Below are 19123 nucleotides of genomic sequence, written 5' to 3' on the forward strand. Positions count from 1 at the left end.
AGGGAGGCGAGATGCTGGACCTGTTGCTGTGGCTGCTGGCGTATCAACTATTGGGAGAAGCGCTGGCGCGGCATTTCGGCTGGCCGCTGCCCGGCCCGGTGCTGGGCATGCTGCTGCTGTTCGCCACCCTGTGGCTGCGCCGGGCGGTGCCGGCCACGCTGCAGCGCGAGGCGCCGCGTTTTCTTGGCCACATGTCCTTGCTGTTCATCCCGGCGGGCGGCGCCTTGCTGGCCTACGCGCCCTTGCTGCGCAGCCATGGCTGGCAGCTGCTGCTGATTCTGCTGGCGTCCACGCTGCTCACCGCGCTGGTCAGCGCCGGCATGCTCAAGCTGTTGTTGCGGGGGAGGCGCAGATGATCCCGATTTTGCCCTCCGCCGTGCTGGATTCGCCGCTGACCGGCATTTTCGTCACCCTGCTGGCCTACCGGCTGGCGCTGGCCGCCAGCCGGCGCAGCCATGGCCACCCGCTGGCCAACCCGGTGCTGCTGGGCGTGTTGATGGTGCTGCTATGGCTGTGGCTGAGCGGCAGCAGTTATCAGCAGTACATGGGCGGCGCGCGCTTCATCCAGCTGTTGCTGGGGCCGGCCACCGTGGCGCTGGCGGTGCCGCTGTACGGCAATCTGCCGCGGCTCAAGCGCGCCGCCGTCCCCTTGCTGCTCAGCGTCTGCGTCGGCGGCCTGGCCGGCATGGCAAGCGCGGCCGGCCTGGGCTGGTGGCTGGGCCTGGACCACGCGGTGCTGGTGTCGCTGGCCACCCGGGCGGTGACCACGCCGATCGCGATGAGCCTGGCCGGCAAGCTGGGCGGCGCGCCGGAGCTGGCGGCAATGTTCGTGATCGTGTCCGGCATCGTCGGCGCGGTGCTGGCGCCGCCGCTGTGCCGGCTGCTGGGCTGGGACGACGACATGCTGATGGGCGTGGCCACCGGCGTCACCGCCCATGGTATCGGCACCGCCCGGGTATTCCATCTCTCCGAGGCCGCGGGCGCCTTCGCCGGGCTGGCGATGGGCCTGAACGGCGTGTTCACTGCGATGCTGTTGCCATGGCTGGTGCGCTGGCTGCAGGTCGGTTAGCATGCAGGGCGCGGTTGGCTTGGCGTGAAGACAAGCCGCCGGCGAGAAAAGGAGAACGATATGGATTTGATCTTGTGGCGCCATGCCGAAGCGGAAGAGGGCGCCGACGATCTGTCGCGCGCGCTGACCCGGCGCGGCCAGCAGCAGGCCAGCCAGATGGCGTCCTGGCTGCGCCAGCGCCTGCCCGACAATTACCTGCTGCTGGCTTCGGAAGCCAAGCGTTCGCAGCAGACCGCCAACTACCTGGCCAAGAGCTATACCGTGCTGCCGGAGCTGAATCCCGGTTCCGATGTGGACGAGGTGCTGGCGGCGGTGGGGTGGCCGGATGCGGAGCGCGCGGTGGTGCTGGTCGGCCATCAGCCGTATATCGGCTGGCTGGCGGCGCGCCTGCTGGCTGAACAGCAGCAGCTGTGGAGCGTGAAGAAGGGCTCGGTGTGGTGGCTGAACCGCCGCGAGCGCCACGGCATGGAACAGATCAGGCTGAAGTTGATGCTGACGCCGGGAATGCTGGAGCCGTGATGGACGAACAGCCCCCTCCCCCTACCAAGACGCCCCGGCTTGTCCGGGGCGTCTGCTTTTGCGCTGCTCAAACCGCTGGCGCGATCTCCTCCCGCAACTCCCGGCCGACCTGAACCATGGCGGCCAGCGCCGCCTCCACCTCCGGCCAGTCGCGGGTTTTCAGGCCGCAGTCCGGGTTCACCCATAGCTGCGCGGCGGGAATCACTTGCAAGGCTTTTTCCAGCAACTGGCGGATTTCCGCCGGCGCCGGCACGCGCGGGCTGTGGATGTCGTAGACGCCGGGGCCGATGGCGTTGGGGTAGCGGAAGCGGCCGAAGTCCGCCAGCAGCGCCATGTCCGAACGCGAGGTTTCGATGGTGATCACGTCGGCGTCCAGCGCGGCGATGGCCGGCAGGATGTCGCCGAATTCCGAATAGCACATATGGGTATGGATCTGGGTGGCGTCGTCGACGCCGTGGCAGGACAGGCGGAAGGCCTGGCCGGCCCAGGCCAGGTAGCCGTCGCGGTCGGCGCGCTTCAGCGGCAGGCCCTCGCGGATGGCCGGCTCGTCGATCTGGATCACGCGGATGCCGGCGGCCTCAAGACCCCGCACCTCGTCGTTCAGCGCCAGCGCGATCTGGCGGCAGACTTCGCTGCGCGGCAGGTCGTCGCGGACAAAGCTCCACTGCAGGATGGTGACCGGCCCGGTCAGCATGCCCTTCACCGGCTTGGCGGTCAGGCTTTGCGCGTAGCGCGCCCAGTCCACGGTCATCGCCGCGGGGCGGCTGACATCGCCGTAGAGAATGGGCGGCTTCACGCAGCGGCTGCCGTAGCTTTGCACCCAGCCGCCGGCGGTGAAGGCGAAGCCGGACAGCTGCTCGCCGAAATATTCCACCATGTCGTTGCGCTCGGCCTCGCCATGCACCAGCACATCCAGCCCCAGCGCTTCCTGGCGGCGGATCGCCAGCTCGATTTCGCCTTCCATCGCTTTTTGATAGTCGGCGGCGGCCAGTTCGCCGCGTTTGTAGGCGGCCCGGCTGGCGCGGATGGCCGCGGTCTGCGGGAAGGATCCTATGGTGGTGGTGGGCAGCGGCGGCAAGCGCAGCCAGGCCTGCTGCAGCGGGGCGCGGACCGGGTAGGGGCTGGCGCGGCGGTCGGCGCCGGTGGGCAGCGCGGCGATGCGCTGGCGCACCCCGGGAAGGTGGATCAGCGGGCTGTGCTGTTTTTGTTGTTGGGCGAAGTCGCTGCCGGCCAATTCGCCGGCGATGGCGTCGCGGCCCAGCCGCAAGCCGCGCTGCAGGGTTCTCAGTTCGTTCAGTTTCTGCACCGCGAAGGCCAGCCAGGCTTTGATATCGGGAGCCAGCGCGATTTCGGCGGCCAGGTCGAAGGGGCTGTGCAGCAGCGAGCAGCTGGGCGCGAGCCATAGCCGGTCGCCCAGCTGGGCGTGGGCGGCCTGCAACTGCCGCAGGATGGCGGACAGGTCGGCGCGCCAGACGTTGCGGCCATCGATGACGCCGGCCGACAGCACCTTGTCGGCCGGGAAGCCGGCCAAGAAGGCGGACAGCTGTTGCGGCGCGCGCGCCAGGTCCAGGTGCAGGCCGGCCACCGGCAGCGCCTTGAGCAGATCGGCATGCTCGGCCACGCCGCCGAAGTAGCTGGCCAGCAGGATGGCCGGCGCGTCGGCTTGCAGCTGCCGGTAGCTGGCCGGGAAGGCGTCCAGCCAGGCGGGCGGCAGGTCCAGCGCCAGAATGGGTTCGTCGATCTGCACCCATTCCACGCCGGCTTCGCGCAGCGCGGCCAGGATTTGCCGATAGGCGGCCAGCAGGCCGGGCAGCAATTGCAGCCGTTCGAACGTCCGGCCCTTGCACTTGCCCAGCCACAGCAGGCTGAGCGGGCCGAGCAGCACCGGCTTGGCGCGCACGCCCAGCGCCAGGGCTTCGCGGACCTGGCCGAGCAGCCGCTCCGGCTGGGCGCGGAACGCGGTGTCTGCCTGCCATTCCGGCACCAGGTAGTGATAATTGGTGTCGAACCACTTGGTCATTTCCAGCGCCGGCTGGCTGGCATTGCCGCGCGCCAGCTGGAAGTAGCGCTCAGTGTCGATGGCGTCGGCGGCGAAACCGAAGCGCGCCGGCGCGGCGCCCACCAGCAGCTGCGCGTCCAGCACATGGTCGTACAGCGAGAAATCGCCGACCGGCGGCAGATCGACGCCGGCGCCTTTTTGCAGCAGCCAGTGGCGTTGGCGCAGTTCGCGCGCGCCGGCGAGCAGCTCGGCTTCGCCGATGTCGCGCTTCCAGTAGCTTTCCAGCAGGATTTTCAGTTCGCGCTTGGCGCCGATGCGGGGGAAGCCCGGCAGGTGGGTGGTGGTCATCGCTTGCTCCTTGTGTCGTGATGGAACAAGCATCTGTCATTGTGATGTATGATTCAAACTCATTATTTTGTTGTTCAGCATGAATGGAATCGATGATGAGCGTGCTGGAGCTTAGGCATTTGAAAAGCCTGCTGGCGCTGGCGGAAAGCGGCAGCGTGTCGCAGGCCGCGCAACGGGTGTACCTGACCCAGTCGGCGCTGTCGCATCAGTTGAAACAGCTGGAGACGGCGTACGGCCTGGCCTTGTTCGAACGCAAGACCCAGCCCTTGCGCTTCACGCCGGCCGGCGAGCGGCTGCTGGGTTTGGCCCGCGATCTGCTGGCGCGGGTGGCGGCGGCCGAGCGCGACCTGGCGCGCATCCGCCAGGGCGAGGCCGGCGAAATCCGGGTGGCGGTGGAGTGCCACACTTGCTTCGACTGGCTGATGCCGGCGATGGACCAGTTCCGCCAGCACTGGCCGGCGGTGGAGCTGGACATCGTGTCGGGCTTCCACGCGGACCCGGTGGGCCTGCTGCTGAGCGGCCGCGCCGATCTCGCCATCGTGTCCGAGGCCGAGGCGCAGGCCGGCATCGTCCACCAACCGCTGTTTGCCTACGAAATGGTGGCGATCGCCGCGCGCGAACACCCGCTGGCCGGCAAGGCCTGCTGGCGGGCCGAGGATTTCGTCGGCGAAACGCTGATCCACTACCCGGTGCCGGACGATATGCTGGATCTGCTGCGCAAGGTGCTGCTGCCGGCCGGCGTCAACCCGGCGCGGCGCACCGCCGAGCTGACCATCGCCATCATCCAGCTGGTGGCCAGCCGGCGCGGGGTGGCGGTGCTGCCGTACTGGACGGTGCAGCCCTACCTGGAGCGCGGCTACGTGGTGGCGCGCCAGGTAGGGGAGGCGGGCCTGCAGAGCGAGCTGTACGCGGCGCTGCGCGGCGACGACGCCGGCCAGGCCTACATGCAGGACTTTCTGCAGACGGTGCGGGACTGCAGCTTCGCCAGCCTGCCGGGACTATCGCCTTTGCCGGCTTGAGTCCGGGCGGTTTATTCATTCAGAATGCCGGTGCGGGCCGCGGAAACGAAGGCGGGAATGGACGGGGGGGCGCTGGGCGGCATCGCCGCGCGCGTCGGCGGCAAGCGCCTGCCCGCATTTCAACCGCTGGCTGGCCTGCGCGCCGCCGCCCTTGCGCGGCCTGGGCCAGGCATATCTGAACAGCCGGCTGCGGCCGGCCGATCAGGGCTGGCCATTTCAATGGGCATCACAGGAATCGATATGGGCATCAAACGACTCAACCACGCCGTGCTTTACGTCAGCGACGTGGCCGGCAGCACCGCTTTCTACCGCGATGTGCTGGGCTTCCGCCCCAAGGGCGACGCCGGCTCCAGCCGCGCGGTGTTCACCCAGGCCGCGCATTCGGACAACGACCACGATCTGGCGCTGTTCAGCCGCAATCTGGGCCAGCAACGCTCCGGCCCGTTCAGCCCGCGCGGCGAGGCGCCGGACCCGCATCAGCCCAAGGCCGGCCTGTACCACCTGGCCTGGGAGGTGGACACCCTGGCGGAATTGAAGCGCATCCGCGACGAGCTGGCCGCGCTTGGCAAGCTGGGCATGGAGGAAGACCACGGCGTGCACAAAAGCGTCTACGGCCACGATCCGGACGGGCTGCTGTTCGAGGTGTGCTGGTTCGTGCCGCCGCAGTTGCTGGACGCGGCGCCGGCGCCGGCCGAGGACGGCAGGCTGGATTGGGCCCGCGAGCTGGCGCGCTACGGCTGAGTCAGCGCGCGGCGACGCTTTCCGGCAGATAGCGCGCGCGCAGGGCCGGCATTTGCCGCCACAGGCAGTCCACCTGCTGTGGATGCCGGCTGGCGTAGCCGCGGCTGAACACCCAGTAATAGGTCTTGCTTTGCAGCGGTGGCGACAGGCGGCGGATTTTCAGCTCCGGGTGGTGGCGCAGGTAGAGGTCGCCGGCCAGCTGATGCAATGCGTAGGCGTCGGTGCGGCCGGCCTGCAGCTTGGCGAAGTTGTCGGCGATGCCGTGGCTTTCCTCCACCGGGATGCCTTGCGACAGCAGGTCGCGGCCTATCGACCAGCCCTGGTTGATGCCGACCGCGCCGGCGAGGCCGACCAGCGCGCGCCCGTTCCAGCGCAGGCGGCTGTCGCTGCGGACATAGAACGCGTAGTGGAAGGTGGCCATCCGGCGTTCCGGGTCGGCCTGGCCGGCGCGCATCGGAAAGGCCATCTGGCCGGCGCGCTCGCTCTTGTAGGACAGCAGCAGCGCGCTGTCGATGCGGTTCAGCGCCAGATTCTGCACGATGCGCTCGCCGGGTTGGCGGTTGAAGCCGCCCTCCAGCCGGCAATGCTCCAGCGCGGCCTGGGCCAGCTCGATGGCGCGGCCGCGCGGCGGCGCGGCGGCGGACGGATCTTCGATCACGTACGGGCTGGTGAGCGCGTCGCTGATCGCGATCTGCAGCGGCGCGGCCGGCGCGGCCAGGGGCGTCAGGCAGGCCAGAGCGAGGACAAGGCGTGGCATCGGATGAATCGGGCAAGAGGGATTTGGCCCGATTCTATCAGTATTGCTTAAAGATGATGCCGGCTGCTTGGAATTGTATGATTAATAATTGTCAGCTCGGATCGCCATGGTCCAGGCCCAGCTCCTGGATTTTCCGCGTCAGCGTATTGCGGCCCCAGCCCAGCAGGTGAGCCGCCTCCACCCGCCGGCCGCCGGTGTGGGCGAGGCCGGCGCGGATGCAGCAGCTTTCGAAGCGGTGGGTGAGCTCGTCGACGATGCCGGTTTCGCCGGCTAGCAGGCGCTGGCGGATTTCCTCGGCCAATTGCTGATCCCAGCCGGATGCCGCCGCAGCGGCCGGCTGGCCCTGCGGGTCGCGCAATTCCGGCGGCAGGTCCGCCACCTCCACCGTCTGGCCCGGCGCCATCACGCAGATCCACTGGCACAGGTTTTCCAGTTCGCGCACATTGCCGCTGAAGGCGCTGCGCTGGATCAGCGCCATCGCCGCCTCGGACAGGCGCTTGGCCTCCACGCCCAGCTGGGACGCGCTCTTGGCCAGGAAGTGGCGGGTCAGGAGCGGGATGTCCTCGCGCCGCTCGCGCAGCGGCGGCAGCCGCAGCCGGATCACGTTGAGGCGGTGGTACAGGTCTTCGCGGAACTGGCCGTCGCGCACCCGCTGCTCCAGGTTCTGGTGGGTGGCGGCGATCACCCGCACATTGGCCTTGATCGGGGTGTGGCCGCCGACGCGGTAGAAATGGCCGTCGGACAACACGCGCAGCAGCCGCGTCTGCAGCTCGGTCGGCATGTCGCCGATTTCGTCGAGGAACAGCGTGCCGCCCTCTGCCTCCTCGAAACGGCCGCGGCGGGCGGCCAGCGCGCCGGTGAAGGCGCCTTTTTCGTGGCCGAACAGTTCCGACTCCAGCAGGTCCTTCGGGATCGCCGCGGTATTGAGCGCGATGAAGGGCTTGCCTGAGCGCACCGAATGGCGATGCAGCGCTTCCGCCACCCTTTCCTTGCCGGTGCCGGATTCGCCGGTGATCAGCACCGTGACGCTGGACTGGGCCAGCCGGCCGATGGCGCGGAACACGTCCTGCATCGCCGGCGCCTGGCCCAGCAGCACCGGCATCGCCTCCGGGCTGTCCGGGCCGGCGGCCTGCGCCTGGCTTTCCGCCAGCGCGCGCTCGATCAGCAGCACCGCCTGGTCGATGTCGAAGGGCTTGGGCAGATATTCGAAGGCGCCGCCCTGGAACGCCGATACCGCGGAGTCCAGGTCGGAGTGGGCGGTCATGATGATCACCGGCAGCTGCGGATGCTCGTTCTTCACCTTGGCCAGGAATTTCAGGCCGTCGGTGCCGGGCATGCGGATGTCGGAAATGATGGCCTGCGGGGTGGCGTCGTACAGCGCGTTCAGCGCGTCGTCGGCGCTGGAGAAACTGTCGAAGCCGATCTCGGCGCGGGTCAGCGCCTTTTCCAGCACCCAGCGTATCGCCTTGTCGTCGTCGATGATCCAGACCGGCTTGGTCATATTGCGTGTCTCCTGAGCGTTCTTTTAGGTGTCAGCTCGCCGCGTCGGCGGCGAAGGGCAGCAGCACGGTGAAGCAGGTCTGGCCTGGGCGCGATTCGAACTCTATGCTGCCGCCGTGCTGGTGGACGAAGGCCTGCGCCAGCGTCAGCCCCAGGCCGGTGCCTTCGGCGCGGCCGGTGACCAGCGGGTAGAAGATGTGGTCGCGGATGTCGTCGGGCACGCCGGGGCCGTTGTCCTCGATTTGCAATTTCAGTGCCAGCTGGTGGCGTTTGCGCGCCAGCGTGATCTGGCGGGCCACCCGGGTGCGCAGCACGATGCGGCCCTGGCCGCGCAGCGCCTGCACCGCGTTGTTGACGATGTTGAGCACCACCTGGATCAGCTGTTCCTTGTCGGCCGACAGCAGCGGCAGGCTGGTGTCGTAGTCGCGGATCACCGCCAGGCCTTGCGGATGCTGGGCCAGCGCGATGCTGCGCACCCGCTCCAGCACCTCGTGGATGTTGATCGGCGCGCGGCTGTGGCTGCGGTGCGGCGCCAGCAGCCGGTCCACCAGCGCCTGCAGGCGCAGCGCCTCTTCGGTGATGACCGCGGTGTATTCCTTCAGCTCGGGGCGGTCGGCCAGCTCGTGCTCCAACAGCTGGGCCGCGCCGCGGATGCCGCCCAGCGGGTTTTTGATTTCGTGCGCCAGGTTGCGGATCAGCTCGCGGTTGGCCTGGTGCTGCAGCAGAGAGCGCTCCTCATTGGCGATTTTCAGCTGCTGGTCCAGCGGCCGCAGTTCGATCAGCGCCAGGCTGCCGTCGGCGTCTACCGGGGTGATGGTCAGCGCCACGTGCAGCACGGCGTCGTTGTGCTGCGGCTTCAGTTCCAGGTCGTGCTCGATGTAGCTGGCGCCTTGCAGCAGCGCGGTGGTGAGCGCCTGGCGCAGCGCGGGGCAGGGCTGGAACAGCTCCAGCAGGCTGTGGCGCAGCATTTCGCGGCTGCCCAGCGCCAGCAGGTTTTCGCAGGCGGGGTTGACGAAGCGCAGCGAGGCTGCGGCGTCGCAGATGAGCACCGGGGTGTCTAGCAGTTCCAGTCCGGCAAAGCTGGGTAGGGGCATGGGGTTCCGGTTTCGGGTGGTGGGCGCGGCCGCGGCCATCTTGCCCAGCAATAAGCGGGCCAGCCCCGGAGCGGGACGGAATGGCGCGCGGACGCGGCGCGGCGGCTTAAGTTTGCACTAAACTGGTGCGTTAAGCCATCACATGCCCAGCTCGCGGCGCAGCGCCTCGACATTCTTCTGGCGGTCGGTGACCTCGTCCTGCAGTTTCTGCACCCGGTCCAGGTATTTCTGGTAGTTGCGCGCCTCGTCGCCCAGGCGGGTGGCCTTGCCGTCGGCCAGCGCCTTCTTGGCGGCATCCAGCGCCTTCGCCTCGTTGGCCAATTCCTGTTCCAGGATTTTCTTGCGGCCATTGTCGCGCTGCTTCTGGATATTGGCGTCCACGCTGGGGTAGCCGCCGGACGCGGCCGGCTTGCCGGCGGAGGCGCCGCCGCTCTTGCCGCCGGGGTAGGATGAAAGCGGATTCAGCTTGATCGGCTGCGCGCCGCGGATCGGCACATTGGTGTAGGTGACGTTGCCGTTGGCGTCCACGTACTTGTAGATGGTGGCCGCCTGGACGCCGCCGCAGGCCAGCAGCAGGAGAAGGGCTAATGTTTTCATCGTCGGAGGCTGGTTAGAGTGCGCTTCCATGATAAGCAAATCGGCGGTCTGCGTCATATATGCTTGAGGCCGGGGCGCAAAAAAACGGCAGCCGAGGCTGCCGTTTTTCCCGCATGGGCGCTTGGCGCTTACAGCGAGTAGTACATCGCGAATTCCACCGGGTGGGTGGTCATGCGGGTCAGGTTGACTTCCTGCATCTTCAGCTCGATGTAGGAGTCGATCCAATCGTTGGAGAACACGCCGCCGCGGGTCAGGAACTCGCGGTCCTTGTCCAGCGCCGCCAGGGCTTCGTCCAGGCTGGCGCATACGGTCGGGATCAGCTTGTCTTCTTCCGGCGGCAGGTCGTACAGGTTCTTGTCGGCCGCGTCGCCCGGGTGGATCTTGTTCTGGATGCCGTCGAGGCCGGCCATCAGCAGCGCGGAGAAGCACAGGTACGGGTTGGCCAGCGGATCCGGGAAGCGGGTTTCGATGCGGCGGCCTTTCGGGCTGGCCACGTGCGGGATGCGCACCGAGGCGGAGCGGTTCTTGGCCGAATAGGCCAGCTTCACCGGCGCTTCGTAGTGCGGCACCAGGCGTTTGTAGGAGTTGGTGCCCGGGTTGGTGATGGCGTTCAGCGCCTTGGCGTGCTTGATGATGCCGCCGATGTAGTACAGCGCGGTATCGGACAGGCCGGCGTAGCCGTCGCCGGCGAACAGGTTGACGCCGTCTTTCCAGATCGATTGGTGCACGTGCATGCCGGAGCCATTGTCGCCGACGATGGGCTTGGGCATGAAGGTGGCGGTCTTGCCGTAGCTGTGGGCGACGTTGTGCACCACGTATTTCAGGATCTGGGTCCAGTCGGCGCGCTGGGTCAGCGTGCTGAACTTGGTGCCGATTTCGTTCTGGCCAGCGGTGGCCACTTCGTGGTGGTGCACTTCCACCGGCACGCCCAGCTCTTCCAGCAGCAGCACCATCGCGGAGCGGATGTCTTGCGACGAATCCACCGGCGGCACCGGGAAGTAGCCGCCCTTGACGCCCGGACGGTGGCCCATGTTGCCGCCTTCGAATTCTTCAGCCGAGGCCCAGGCCGCTTCTTCGGCCTTGATCTTGACGAAGCAGCCGGACATGTCGGTGCCCCAGGTGATGCTGTCGAAGATGAAGAATTCCGGCTCCGGGCCGAAGTAGGCGGTGTCGCCGACGCCGGAGGCCTTCAGATAGGCTTCGGCGCGCTTGGCGATGGAGCGCGGGTCGCGGTCGTAGCCCTTGCCGTCGGCCGGGTCGATCACGTCGCAGGACATGAATACGGTCGGCTCGTCGAAGAACGGGTCGATGCGGGCGGTGGCCGGGTCGGCCATCAGCAGCATGTCGGATGCCTGGATGCCTTTCCAGCCGGCGATGGAGGAGCCGTCGAAGGCGTGGCCGCGTTCGAACCAGGCGTCGGCGTCTTCCAGCAGCACATGGGCCGGGATGGAGACGTGCTGCTCTTTGCCGCGGGTATCGGTAAAGCGCAGATCGACAAATTTGACGTCGTTTTCTTGGATCAGCTTGACTACGTCGGCTACTGCCATGGTTTATCTCCTGAAAGGCAACGTGCACCCAAGGGCAAGTGCGAAAAAATCGGTACGCCCGGCTTTAAGCAGGAAGCGTGCCAGCTCCAAAATCGCTGCTGTTGCATTGTGTCATAGGCGGATAGCCTTAGCCAGCCGGCTGGAATGCCGAATTGTGAACCATCCTGGTGCTGGCTGTTTTGCCATGCACTAACTTGGTGCGAATTGCCAGTCGCGGCGAGTGGGCAGATAATCGGCAACATACGCCATCCTTATTGCAGGAGGAAAACAGCATGAGCAAAGTGAAGCAGATTCTGCAAACCGCCCATCAGCGCGCCGAGCGCTCCGGTCTGCCCTACAGCGGCGCGCTGCTGCCGGATGAAGCCTATGAATTGCTGCAGTCCTTGCCCAAGACGGTGCTGCTGGACGTGCGCAGCCATGCCGAATGGCAGTTCGTCGGCACGGTGCCCGGCGCGGTGAACATCGAATGGAAAAGCTACCCGGGCATGGCGGCCAACCCCAATTTCCTGGCGCAGCTGACGCATCAGGTGGATCCGGAGGCGGTGCTGCTGGTGATGTGCCGCTCCGGCGCGCGCTCCGACCAAGTGGCGCGGCTGGCGGCGGCCAACGGCTACAGCGAGGTGTACAACGTGCTGGAAGGCTTCGAGGGCGATCTGGACGCCAGCGGCCATCGCAACTCTGTCGGCGGCTGGCGCCAGCGCGGCCTGCCCTGGATGCAGGGCTGACAGGATTGACGGCGGCGGTTGAAGTTTGCGGCGTAACGCGGCAAAGTGTGGCCTGAACCCGCCGCCGCGCGCGGCGCACATTTTGGAAAGCCGACCATGACCGACCGTTACGCCGTTATCGGCAACCCGATTTCGCACAGCCAGTCTCCGTTCATCCATCAGGAGTTCGCCCGGGCCTTGGGCCAGGACATCAGCTATGAAAAGCTGTTCGCCGAACTGGGCGCCTTCCGCCCGCAGGTGGAGGCCTTCGTCGCCGCGGGCGGCAAGGGTCTCAATATCACGCTGCCGTTCAAGGGCGACGCCTTCCGCTTCGCGCAGGAAGTGACCGAGCGCGCCCGCGCCGCCGAGGCGGTGAACACGCTGACCTTCCGCGATGGCAAGGTCTACGGCGACAACACCGACGGCGTCGGCCTGGTGCGCGACATCGTGGAAAACCTGGACTACCCGATCGCCGGCCAGCGCGTGCTGATCCTGGGCGCCGGCGGCGCGGTGCGCGGCGTGCTGGAGCCCATCCTGCAGCAAAAGCCGGCCAGCCTGACCATCGCCAACCGCACCGTGATCAAGGCCGAGGCGCTGGCGCACCATTTCGCCCGCTACGGCAAGGTGGAGGCGGTCGGCTACGACGCGCTGGCGGGCCGCAGCTTCGACATCATCATCAACGCCACCTCCACCAGCCTGAGCAACGAGATGCCGCCGCTGCCGCATGGCGTGTTCACCGCCCGCACCCTGGCATACGACATGGTGTACAGCAGCGGCCTGACGCCTTTTCTGCAGCGGGCACAGGGCGAAAACGCCGGCATGCTGGCCGACGGCCTGGGCATGCTGGTGGAGCAGGCGGCCGAGTCCTTCTCCATCTGGCGCGGGATCCAGCCCGACACCCGCAAGGTGACCAATATGCTGAGGGAAGTGTTAGCCTGAGCATGTCGCGCATCCTGTTGAAGATCCTGGCGGCCCTGGTGGCCGCTTTTGTGCTGTATAACCTGTGGGTGTTCGGCCATGTCGTCTATTGGCGCGACCACAATCCCAGCGCCAGCTCCTTCATGAACGAGCGGCTGGCCAAGATGCAGGCCGACGATCCGGACGCCGAATTGAGCCAGCGCTGGGTGCCGTACGCGAAAATCTCGCCGAATCTGAAGCGGGCGCTGATCGCGTCGGAGGACGCCAGGTTCGTCGACCACGAAGGCTTCGACTGGGACGGCATCGAGGCGGCGTTCGAGAAAAACCTGAAGAAGGGCAAGATCGTCGCCGGCGGCTCTACCATCAGCCAGCAACTGGCCAAGAACCTGTTCCTGTCCAGCGGCAAGACGCCGTGGCGCAAGCTGGAGGAGGCGCTGATCACCATGATGCTGGAAGCGGTGCTGGACAAGCGCCGCATCTATGAGATCTACCTCAACGTGATCGAGTGGGGCGACGGCGTGTTCGGCGCCGAGGCCGCCGCGCGCTACTACTACCATACCAGCGCGGCCAGGCTGTCCTCGTCCCAGGCCGCCAAGCTGGCGGCGATGGTGCCCAATCCGCGCTATTACGACGCCCACCGCAACGCGCCGGGCCTGGCGCGGAAGACCCGCATCATCCAGCGGCGCATGGCTTACGTCGAATTGCCCTGAGCCGCGCCGCGGCCGGCCCCGGCAGGGGCCGGCTGGAGCCGATTTTGACGATATGTTACAATCGCGACTTTCTTTCCGGTTGCCGCGCGCAAGCCGCGGTGAGCGCAATGGACTTACCCAGTTATCCCGTAATCCAATCCCGTTACACCCTTAGCGAATAAGCCCGCCTCACACCGTCTGCACCTTGTGCGCCCTGTGGGCGGAAGGAGACGTGCATGACGGTTGCCTACAAGCAACAATCCGCCGATCGTCTGCAAGAAAGCCTGGGCCTGGTGCAAAGCCTGATCGAGCGCCAACGCCAGCTGGAACATCTTGTATCGCGCCAGGACGCGGCCGAATCCGCGGCCGCCGACGGCCTGGCGCCGCAACATAATCTGACCGAATTGCGCCAGAAGCTGGCGCAGCTGCATCCGGCCGACATCGCCCACATCCTGGAGGCGCTGCCGCTGGAGGACCGCCTGCTGGCCTGGGACATGGCCGAGGCCGCCCGCGGCGGCGCCATCCTGCTGGAGGTGTCCGACGCGGTGCGCGAATCGCTGGTCGAAGTGATGGACCAGGAACGGCTGGTGGCGGCGGTGAGCGGCCTGGAGGCCGACGAGCTGGCCGAACTGGCGCCGGACCTGCCGCGCCAGGTGGTGTACGAGGTGATGGGACGGTTGGACGAGGAAGAGCGCGGCCAGTTGCAGGCGGTGCTGTCCTACGACGACGACCGCGTCGGCGCGCTGATGGATTTCGAGCTGGTGACCATCCGCGCCGATGTCAGCTGCGAAGTGGTGCTGCGCTACCTGCGGCGCTTCGACGAATTGCCGGGCCAGACCGACAAGATCTTCGTCACCGACGAAGCCGGCCGGCTGAAGGGCGTGCTGTCCATCCGCAAGCTGCTGGTGTCCGACCCCGACGCCGAAGTGGCGCAGGCAATGGCCACCGAGGTGGTGAGCTTCCACCCCGACGAGGCGGCGCTGGACGCCGCTCTGGCGTTCGAGCGCTACGACTTGGTGACCGCGCCGGTGGTGGACGAGCGCGGCGTGCTGCTGGGCCGGCTGACGGTGGACGCGATGGTGGACGTGATCCGCGAGGAGTCCGACAGCGAAGTGCGGAACCTGGCCGGCCTGAAGGAAGAGGAAGACCTGTTCGCGCCGGTGATGGATTCGGTGAAGAACCGCTGGTCGTGGCTGGCGATCAATCTTTGCACCGCCTTCTTCGCCTCGCGGGTGATAGGCGCGTTCGAGCACTCCATCGCGCAGTTGGTGGCGCTGGCGGCCTTGATGCCCATCGTCGCCGGCATCGGCGGCAACTCCGGCAACCAGACCATCACCATGATCGTGCGCGCGCTGGCGATGGGCCAGATGCGGATGGGCCAGACCGGCCGGCTGTGGCGCAAGGAGCTGGGCGTCAGCGTGATCAACGGCATGGTGTGGGGCAGCGTGATCGGCGCCATCGCCTGGCTGCTGTACGGCAGCGCCTCGCTGGGACTGGTGATGCTGGCGGCGATGACGTTGAACCTGATGTTGGCCGCCACCATGGGGGTGATGATTCCGACGCTGATGCAGAAGCTGGGCAAGGACCCGGCGCTGGGTTCCAGCGTGCTGATCACCGCCTGCACCGATTCCGGCGGCTTCCTGATTTTCCTCGGCCTCGCCACGCTATTCCTATTGTAGATACATGATGCTGACTATCGAACAGGCGCTGCGCCGCCACTCCCTGCCGCGGCTGGAAAGCCGCATGCTGCTGATGCGCGTCTGGCCCGGCCTGACGCATGCCGCCATCGTCGGCCACCCGGAACGCGAGCTGGCCGCCGATATCGCCGCGGCTTTCGACGCGCTGGCCGCGCGCCGGCTGGCCGGCGAGCCTATGGCCTATCTGATTGGCGCGCGCGAATTCTACGGCCGCGATTTCCAGGTGAGTCCGGCGGTGCTGATCCCGCGGCCGGAAACCGAACATTTGATCGAGCTGGCGCTGGCCCGCGTCGATCCAGCCGCTCCGGCGCGGGCGGTGGATCTGGGCACCGGCAGCGGCATCATCGCCGTCACGCTGGCGCTGGAAGCGCCGGGCTGGTCGGTGGGGGCGGTCGATGTCTCCGCCGACGCGCTGGCTGTCGCGCGCGGCAATGCCGATGCGCTGGCTGCCCGCGTCGATTTCCGGCTGGGCAGCTGGTTCGCCCCGCTGGACGCCGACGCTCGCTTCGATTTGATCGTGTCCAATCCGCCGTATATCGAGCGCGGCGACCATCATCTGGCCGAAGGCGACCTGCGCTTCGAACCGCGCGGCGCGCTGACCGACGAGGCCGACGGCCTGGCCTGCCTGCGCGAGATCGCCGCCGGCGCGCCGGCGCGGCTGGCCGACGGCGGCTGGCTGATGGTCGAGCACGGCTACGATCAGGGCGAGGCGGTGAGGGCGCTGTTTGCCGACTCTGGTTTGAGCCAGGTGGAAACCATCCGCGACCTGGCCGGCCAGGACCGCGTCACCATCGGGCGCAAAGCGGGCTGAGCGATGTCGCCGCGATGGAAATCCTGCTGGCCCGCGTGGCTGCTGACGCCGCCGATCGCCTGCCTCGCGCTGTGGCCGGAGGCCAACCGGCAATTGTTTCTGGCGCTCCATCCCTGGCTGCAGCAGCTGCCCGCGCCGTTTTGGCGTTTCGCCAGCGTGTTCGGCGATTGGCCGACGGTGCTGGCCTTGCTGCTCGCGCTGAGCTGGCGCGCGCCGCAACGGCTGCCGGCGCTGCTGGCGGGCAGCGTCGCCGCCATCGTGCTGGCGGTGGCGCTCAAGGCCGGCTTCGCGGTGCCCAGGCCGCCGCTGGTGCTGCCGCCGGGGGCGGTGGATTTGCTGGACCGTCTGCCGGGCAACGGCTCTTTCCCATCCGGCCACGCGATGGCGGCGGCGGCGCTGGCCACCTTCGCCCGGCATGGCGCGAGGTGGGGCTGGGCCGCGGCCTGGTGTCTATTGGCGGCGGCGGTGCTGCTGTCGCGCATCGCCATCGGCGTGCATTGGCCGCTGGACCTGTTGGCCGGCGCCTTGCTGGGCTGGGCGACGATGCGGCTGGCGCTGCGCCACGCTTGGCCCGGCGGCTGGGCGCGCGACATCACCCGGACCGCCTGGATGATCCTGCTGGTGCTGTTGGCCGGCTCGCTGGCCTGGCAATTGGGACATCACGGAGTGTTCGCCGAGTACTGGCTGCGGGTGGCGATCGGGGCCGCCGTGCTGCTGTGGGGATTTGTCAGGCTGGGCCGCTCGGGCCACTAGAAAAGACAAGGGCGGGCCTCCGGGCCCGCCCTGGGGCGGCTATGGCGTTTCATGCCGCCCGCGGCGCATCAATGATGATGGCCGTGTTCGCCGTGGGCGTGGCCATGGCTGATTTCTTCGGCGGAGGCGGCGCGGACTTCCACCACCTTGGCGGCGAAGCGGATGCTCTGGCCGGCCAGCGGGTGGTTGGCGTCGACGATGGCCTTGCCGTCGGCGATGTCGGTGACGCGGAACAGCAGCAGTTCGCCGGTTTCCGGATCGTCAGCTTCGAACACCATGCCGATTTCGACATCGGCCGGGAACACTTCCAGGTCTTCCACGCGGACCAGCTCTTCTTCCGGATCGCCGAAAGCGTCGTCGGCAGTCAGCTTCACGTCGACGGATTCGCCAACGTTCTTGCCTTCCAGCGCTTCTTCCACCAGCGGGAAGATGCCGTCGTAGCCGCCGTGCAGGTAGCTGATCGGCTCTTCGGTCTTGTCGAGGAGGTTGTTGTCGACATCGAACATCTCGTAGTGGAGGGTGACGATGGTGTTTTTGGCGATTTGCATGAGTTGGATATCCGTGAGGGATGGTGAAAAAAACTTGACAGGGACGGTCCCGAGGGTGTTCCTTCCACCGCAAGATAGCGCGCTCGCGCGCCTGGCCGTATTGTAAACCATAGACGGGCATCTTAGGTCCCGTGACACCGCAATGAACACGACAACTCTACTGGGCGGCATGTCGCCCGAACAATTCCTGGCCGAATACTGGCACAAGAAGCCGCTGCTGATCCGCGGCGCCTTGACCGATGTCGGCCCGCACGTCGATTTCTCCGTTTTGTCCGAGCTGGCGCAGCGCGACGACGCGGAGTCCAGGCTCATCGAATTCAAGCGGGGGCGCTGGCATCTGGAGCGGGGCCCGTTCCGCGCTTCCCGTTTCCGCCGGCTGGCGGAAACCGACTGGACCCTGTTGGTGCAGGGGGTGAACCACCATCTGCCGCATATCGACGAGATTCTGTGGCGCTTCAATTTCATCCCTTATGCCAGGCTGGACGATCTGATGATCAGCTATGCGCCGCCCGGCGGCACGGTGGGGCCGCACTTCGACGCCTATGACGTGTTCCTGCTGCAGGTGGGCGGGCGCAAGCGCTGGCAGATCTCGGCGCAGCACGACGACGATTTCATCGAGGATGCCCCCATCCGCGTATTGAAAGACTTCCGGGTGGAGGAGGAGTTCGTGCTGGAGCACGGCGACATGCTGTACCTGCCGCCGCACTATGCGCACCACGGCGTGGCGCTGGAGCCGGGCATGACCTATTCGATAGGTTTCCGCGCGCCGCCCGCGCAGGAGCTGGCGACCCAGTTCCTGGTCTATCTGCAGGACCGGATGTGCCTGGACGGCGTGTACGCCGACCCGAACCTGAAGCTGCAAGCCGATCCTGCGCGCATCAGCGCGGAAATGATTGAACAGGTGTCCGGCCTGCTGTCGCGCATCCGCTGGGACAAGGACACGGTATGCGACTTTCTCGGCCACTATCTGACCGAACCCAAGGCGCATGTGTTCTACGATGCGCCGGAGGAGGAACTGGACGAGGACGAGTTCGCCGAGGCGCTGGCGAGCCAGGGGCTGGCGCTGGATCGCAAGAGCCAGATCCTGTTCTGCGACGACTGCGTCTACTGCAACGGCGAGAAACTGGCGGCGGACGCCGGCGATTTCGCGCATTGGCGGCAATTCGCCAACCAGCGCAAGCTGGCGCCGGGGACATTCTCGGCCGATATGCTGGCTTCTTTGTACGATGGCTATCTGTCAGGTTATTGGCATTTGCTGACTGATGTAGCACAATAGCAACAGTTTTTGCGCTTGTATCGAATCGGCAACGCGATGGACGGCTGCATTTGGGGGGTAAACGCCCGTTTTTGTGTCCGCGCCATCCATTGCCCGGCTTAGATTGGCAATGTGGTTTTTTTAGATTTTTGCCCTCTATACAGCTATTTTTTTCGTGATACAATTTGCTCACTGATGGATTTTCAGTCGCCCGGCTTATTGTCGAGACCGTGCGATAACTGACGTCTTGTTCAACTTATCCTCAAAGGTAAAGAAAAAATGAAACAGTCGCTCCTCGTTGCTGCCCTGCTGGCCGTAGCCCTGTCCGCTTGCGGTAAGAAAGAAGCTCCGGCTGAAGCTTCCGCTCCCGCAGTTGAAGCTTCCGCTCCGGCCGCTTCCGCTCCGGCCGCTGAAGCTTCCGCTCCGGCTGCTTCCGCTCCGGCTGCTGACGCTTCCGCTCCGGCTGCTTCCGCTGCTAAGTAATTCGCGGCGAGCAACATCGAAAAAACCGGCTTCGGCCGGTTTTTTTGCGTCTGTCTTCCGGCGGCTTGTTAGCGA

19 protein-coding genes are annotated in these 19123 nt (G+C 66.7%); 12 read left to right on the plus strand and 7 right to left on the minus strand.

Annotation, left to right across the window (positions count from 1 at the left end; genetic code table 11):
- The first annotated feature begins 11 nt into the window (after positions 1–11).
- From MY55_RS10585 to MY55_RS10595, 3 genes are read left to right on the plus strand one after another with little or no spacing between them, the layout of a single operon-like run.
- A complete protein-coding gene (locus MY55_RS10585) occupies positions 12–356 on the plus strand; it encodes a CidA/LrgA family protein (protein ID WP_043576409.1) in 345 nt (114 codons plus the stop codon).
- On the plus strand, positions 353–1069 hold the full coding sequence (locus MY55_RS10590) for an LrgB family protein (protein WP_065202344.1): 717 nt from the start codon (positions 353–355) through the stop codon (positions 1067–1069). The genes MY55_RS10585 and MY55_RS10590 overlap by 4 nt, the downstream gene beginning before the upstream one ends.
- A 60-nt stretch (positions 1070–1129) precedes the next feature.
- A complete protein-coding gene (locus tag MY55_RS10595; protein WP_043576405.1) occupies positions 1130–1588 on the plus strand; it encodes a SixA phosphatase family protein in 459 nt (152 codons plus the stop codon).
- 67 nt (positions 1589–1655) lie between these two features.
- Here the strand turns inward: MY55_RS10595 and metE are convergent, their stop codons facing one another.
- Positions 1656–3935, minus strand: a complete 2280-nt coding sequence (gene metE / locus MY55_RS10600) for a 5-methyltetrahydropteroyltriglutamate--homocysteine S-methyltransferase (protein WP_065202345.1) — start codon at positions 3933–3935, stop codon at positions 1656–1658.
- A 92-nt stretch (positions 3936–4027) separates the two neighbouring features.
- Here metE and MY55_RS10605 point away from each other — a divergent pair, with 92 nt between their 5' ends.
- Entirely contained in the window at positions 4028–4954 is a 927-nt protein-coding gene (locus MY55_RS10605) for a LysR family transcriptional regulator (protein ID WP_047238425.1), read from the plus strand.
- Between the two features lie 240 nt (positions 4955–5194).
- A complete protein-coding gene (locus MY55_RS10610; protein WP_047238422.1) occupies positions 5195–5695 on the plus strand; it encodes a VOC family protein in 501 nt (166 codons plus the stop codon).
- Position 5696: 1 nt separating this feature from the next.
- Here MY55_RS10610 and MY55_RS10615 read toward each other — a convergent pair whose 3' ends face one another.
- The 5 genes from MY55_RS10615 to glnA all read right to left on the minus strand — a co-directional run bounded on the left by MY55_RS10615 (position 5697) and on the right by glnA (position 11190).
- The gene (locus MY55_RS10615; protein WP_047238421.1) at positions 5697–6452 is read right to left on the minus strand and encodes a substrate-binding periplasmic protein; all 756 of its coding nucleotides are present in this window, start codon (positions 6450–6452) and stop codon (positions 5697–5699) included.
- Between the two features lie 91 nt (positions 6453–6543).
- On the minus strand, positions 6544–7953 hold the full coding sequence (ntrC, locus tag MY55_RS10620; protein WP_043576398.1) for a nitrogen regulation protein NR(I): 1410 nt from the start codon (positions 7951–7953) through the stop codon (positions 6544–6546).
- 31 nt (positions 7954–7984) lie between these two features.
- The gene (glnL, locus tag MY55_RS10625; protein WP_043576396.1) at positions 7985–9046 is read right to left on the minus strand and encodes a nitrogen regulation protein NR(II); all 1062 of its coding nucleotides are present in this window, start codon (positions 9044–9046) and stop codon (positions 7985–7987) included.
- A 138-nt stretch (positions 9047–9184) separates the two neighbouring features.
- On the minus strand, positions 9185–9643 hold the full coding sequence (locus tag MY55_RS10630; RefSeq protein ID WP_043576395.1) for a DUF4124 domain-containing protein: 459 nt from the start codon (positions 9641–9643) through the stop codon (positions 9185–9187).
- Positions 9644–9771: 128 nt separating this feature from the next.
- On the minus strand, positions 9772–11190 hold the full coding sequence (gene glnA / locus MY55_RS10635; RefSeq protein WP_043576394.1) for a glutamate--ammonia ligase: 1419 nt from the start codon (positions 11188–11190) through the stop codon (positions 9772–9774).
- Between the two features lie 272 nt (positions 11191–11462).
- Here glnA and MY55_RS10640 point away from each other — a divergent pair, with 272 nt between their 5' ends.
- From MY55_RS10640 to MY55_RS10665, 6 genes are all read left to right on the plus strand, one after another.
- On the plus strand, positions 11463–11915 hold the full coding sequence (locus tag MY55_RS10640) for a rhodanese-like domain-containing protein (RefSeq protein ID WP_043576392.1): 453 nt from the start codon (positions 11463–11465) through the stop codon (positions 11913–11915).
- Positions 11916–12011: 96 nt separating this feature from the next.
- A complete protein-coding gene (gene aroE, locus MY55_RS10645; RefSeq protein ID WP_043576391.1) occupies positions 12012–12833 on the plus strand; it encodes a shikimate dehydrogenase in 822 nt (273 codons plus the stop codon).
- Positions 12834–12835: 2 nt separating this feature from the next.
- Positions 12836–13522: a monofunctional biosynthetic peptidoglycan transglycosylase gene (gene mtgA, locus MY55_RS10650; RefSeq protein WP_043576386.1), complete on the plus strand. Its 687-nt coding sequence runs from the start codon at positions 12836–12838 to the stop codon at positions 13520–13522.
- A gap of 215 nt (positions 13523–13737) precedes the next feature.
- Positions 13738–15180 carry a magnesium transporter gene (gene mgtE / locus MY55_RS10655; RefSeq protein ID WP_047238546.1) on the plus strand — a complete coding sequence of 481 codons (1443 nt, stop codon included), beginning with the start codon at positions 13738–13740 and terminating at the stop codon, positions 15178–15180.
- Between the two features lie 10 nt (positions 15181–15190).
- A complete protein-coding gene (gene prmC, locus MY55_RS10660; RefSeq protein WP_047244407.1) occupies positions 15191–16009 on the plus strand; it encodes a peptide chain release factor N(5)-glutamine methyltransferase in 819 nt (272 codons plus the stop codon).
- A gap of 3 nt (positions 16010–16012) precedes the next feature.
- Complete coding sequence (locus MY55_RS10665) at positions 16013–16762, plus strand: phosphatase PAP2 family protein (RefSeq protein WP_047238547.1); 750 nt, start codon at positions 16013–16015, stop codon at positions 16760–16762.
- A 68-nt stretch (positions 16763–16830) separates the two neighbouring features.
- On the opposite strand, the gene MY55_RS10670 is transcribed toward MY55_RS10665, so the two are convergent.
- Positions 16831–17310 carry an FKBP-type peptidyl-prolyl cis-trans isomerase gene (locus MY55_RS10670; RefSeq protein WP_043576379.1) on the minus strand — a complete coding sequence of 160 codons (480 nt, stop codon included), beginning with the start codon at positions 17308–17310 and terminating at the stop codon, positions 16831–16833.
- Between the two features lie 142 nt (positions 17311–17452).
- Between MY55_RS10670 and MY55_RS10675 the strand changes: the two genes are divergently transcribed.
- Positions 17453–18586, plus strand: coding sequence for a ribosomal protein uL16 3-hydroxylase (locus MY55_RS10675; RefSeq protein ID WP_043576376.1), 1134 nt, complete (start codon positions 17453–17455; stop codon positions 18584–18586).
- The last annotated feature ends 537 nt before the right edge of the window (positions 18587–19123 follow it).

Origin of the sequence: Chromobacterium subtsugae (assembly GCF_001676875.1) — a bacterium.
Classification (GTDB): Bacteria; Pseudomonadota; Gammaproteobacteria; order Burkholderiales; family Chromobacteriaceae; genus Chromobacterium; species Chromobacterium subtsugae.

Bases quoted from the DNA above. Each gene is read 5' to 3' on its own strand.
- MY55_RS10640 (WP_043576392.1), top strand. From the start codon at position 11,463: ATGAGCAAAGTGAAGCAGATTCTGCAAACCGCCCATCAGCGCGCCGAG.
- glnL (WP_043576396.1), bottom strand. From the start codon at position 9,046: ATGCCCCTACCCAGCTTTGCCGGACTGGAACTGCTAGACACCCCGGTG.
- MY55_RS10675 (WP_043576376.1), top strand. From the start codon at position 17,453: ATGAACACGACAACTCTACTGGGCGGCATGTCGCCCGAACAATTCCTG.
- glnA (WP_043576394.1), bottom strand. From the start codon at position 11,190: ATGGCAGTAGCCGACGTAGTCAAGCTGATCCAAGAAAACGACGTCAAA.
- MY55_RS10605 (WP_047238425.1), top strand. From the start codon at position 4,028: ATGATGAGCGTGCTGGAGCTTAGGCATTTGAAAAGCCTGCTGGCGCTG.
- MY55_RS10665 (WP_047238547.1), top strand. From the start codon at position 16,013: ATGTCGCCGCGATGGAAATCCTGCTGGCCCGCGTGGCTGCTGACGCCG.
- MY55_RS10585 (WP_043576409.1), top strand. From the start codon at position 12: ATGCTGGACCTGTTGCTGTGGCTGCTGGCGTATCAACTATTGGGAGAA.
- MY55_RS10595 (WP_043576405.1), top strand. From the start codon at position 1,130: ATGGATTTGATCTTGTGGCGCCATGCCGAAGCGGAAGAGGGCGCCGAC.
- mtgA (WP_043576386.1), top strand. From the start codon at position 12,836: ATGTCGCGCATCCTGTTGAAGATCCTGGCGGCCCTGGTGGCCGCTTTT.
- MY55_RS10615 (WP_047238421.1), bottom strand. From the start codon at position 6,452: ATGCCACGCCTTGTCCTCGCTCTGGCCTGCCTGACGCCCCTGGCCGCG.
- mgtE (WP_047238546.1), top strand. From the start codon at position 13,738: ATGACGGTTGCCTACAAGCAACAATCCGCCGATCGTCTGCAAGAAAGC.
- metE (WP_065202345.1), bottom strand. From the start codon at position 3,935: ATGACCACCACCCACCTGCCGGGCTTCCCCCGCATCGGCGCCAAGCGC.
- MY55_RS10630 (WP_043576395.1), bottom strand. From the start codon at position 9,643: ATGAAAACATTAGCCCTTCTCCTGCTGCTGGCCTGCGGCGGCGTCCAG.
- MY55_RS10670 (WP_043576379.1), bottom strand. From the start codon at position 17,310: ATGCAAATCGCCAAAAACACCATCGTCACCCTCCACTACGAGATGTTC.
- ntrC (WP_043576398.1), bottom strand. From the start codon at position 7,953: ATGACCAAGCCGGTCTGGATCATCGACGACGACAAGGCGATACGCTGG.
- MY55_RS10610 (WP_047238422.1), top strand. From the start codon at position 5,195: ATGGGCATCAAACGACTCAACCACGCCGTGCTTTACGTCAGCGACGTG.
- MY55_RS10590 (WP_065202344.1), top strand. From the start codon at position 353: ATGATCCCGATTTTGCCCTCCGCCGTGCTGGATTCGCCGCTGACCGGC.
- aroE (WP_043576391.1), top strand. From the start codon at position 12,012: ATGACCGACCGTTACGCCGTTATCGGCAACCCGATTTCGCACAGCCAG.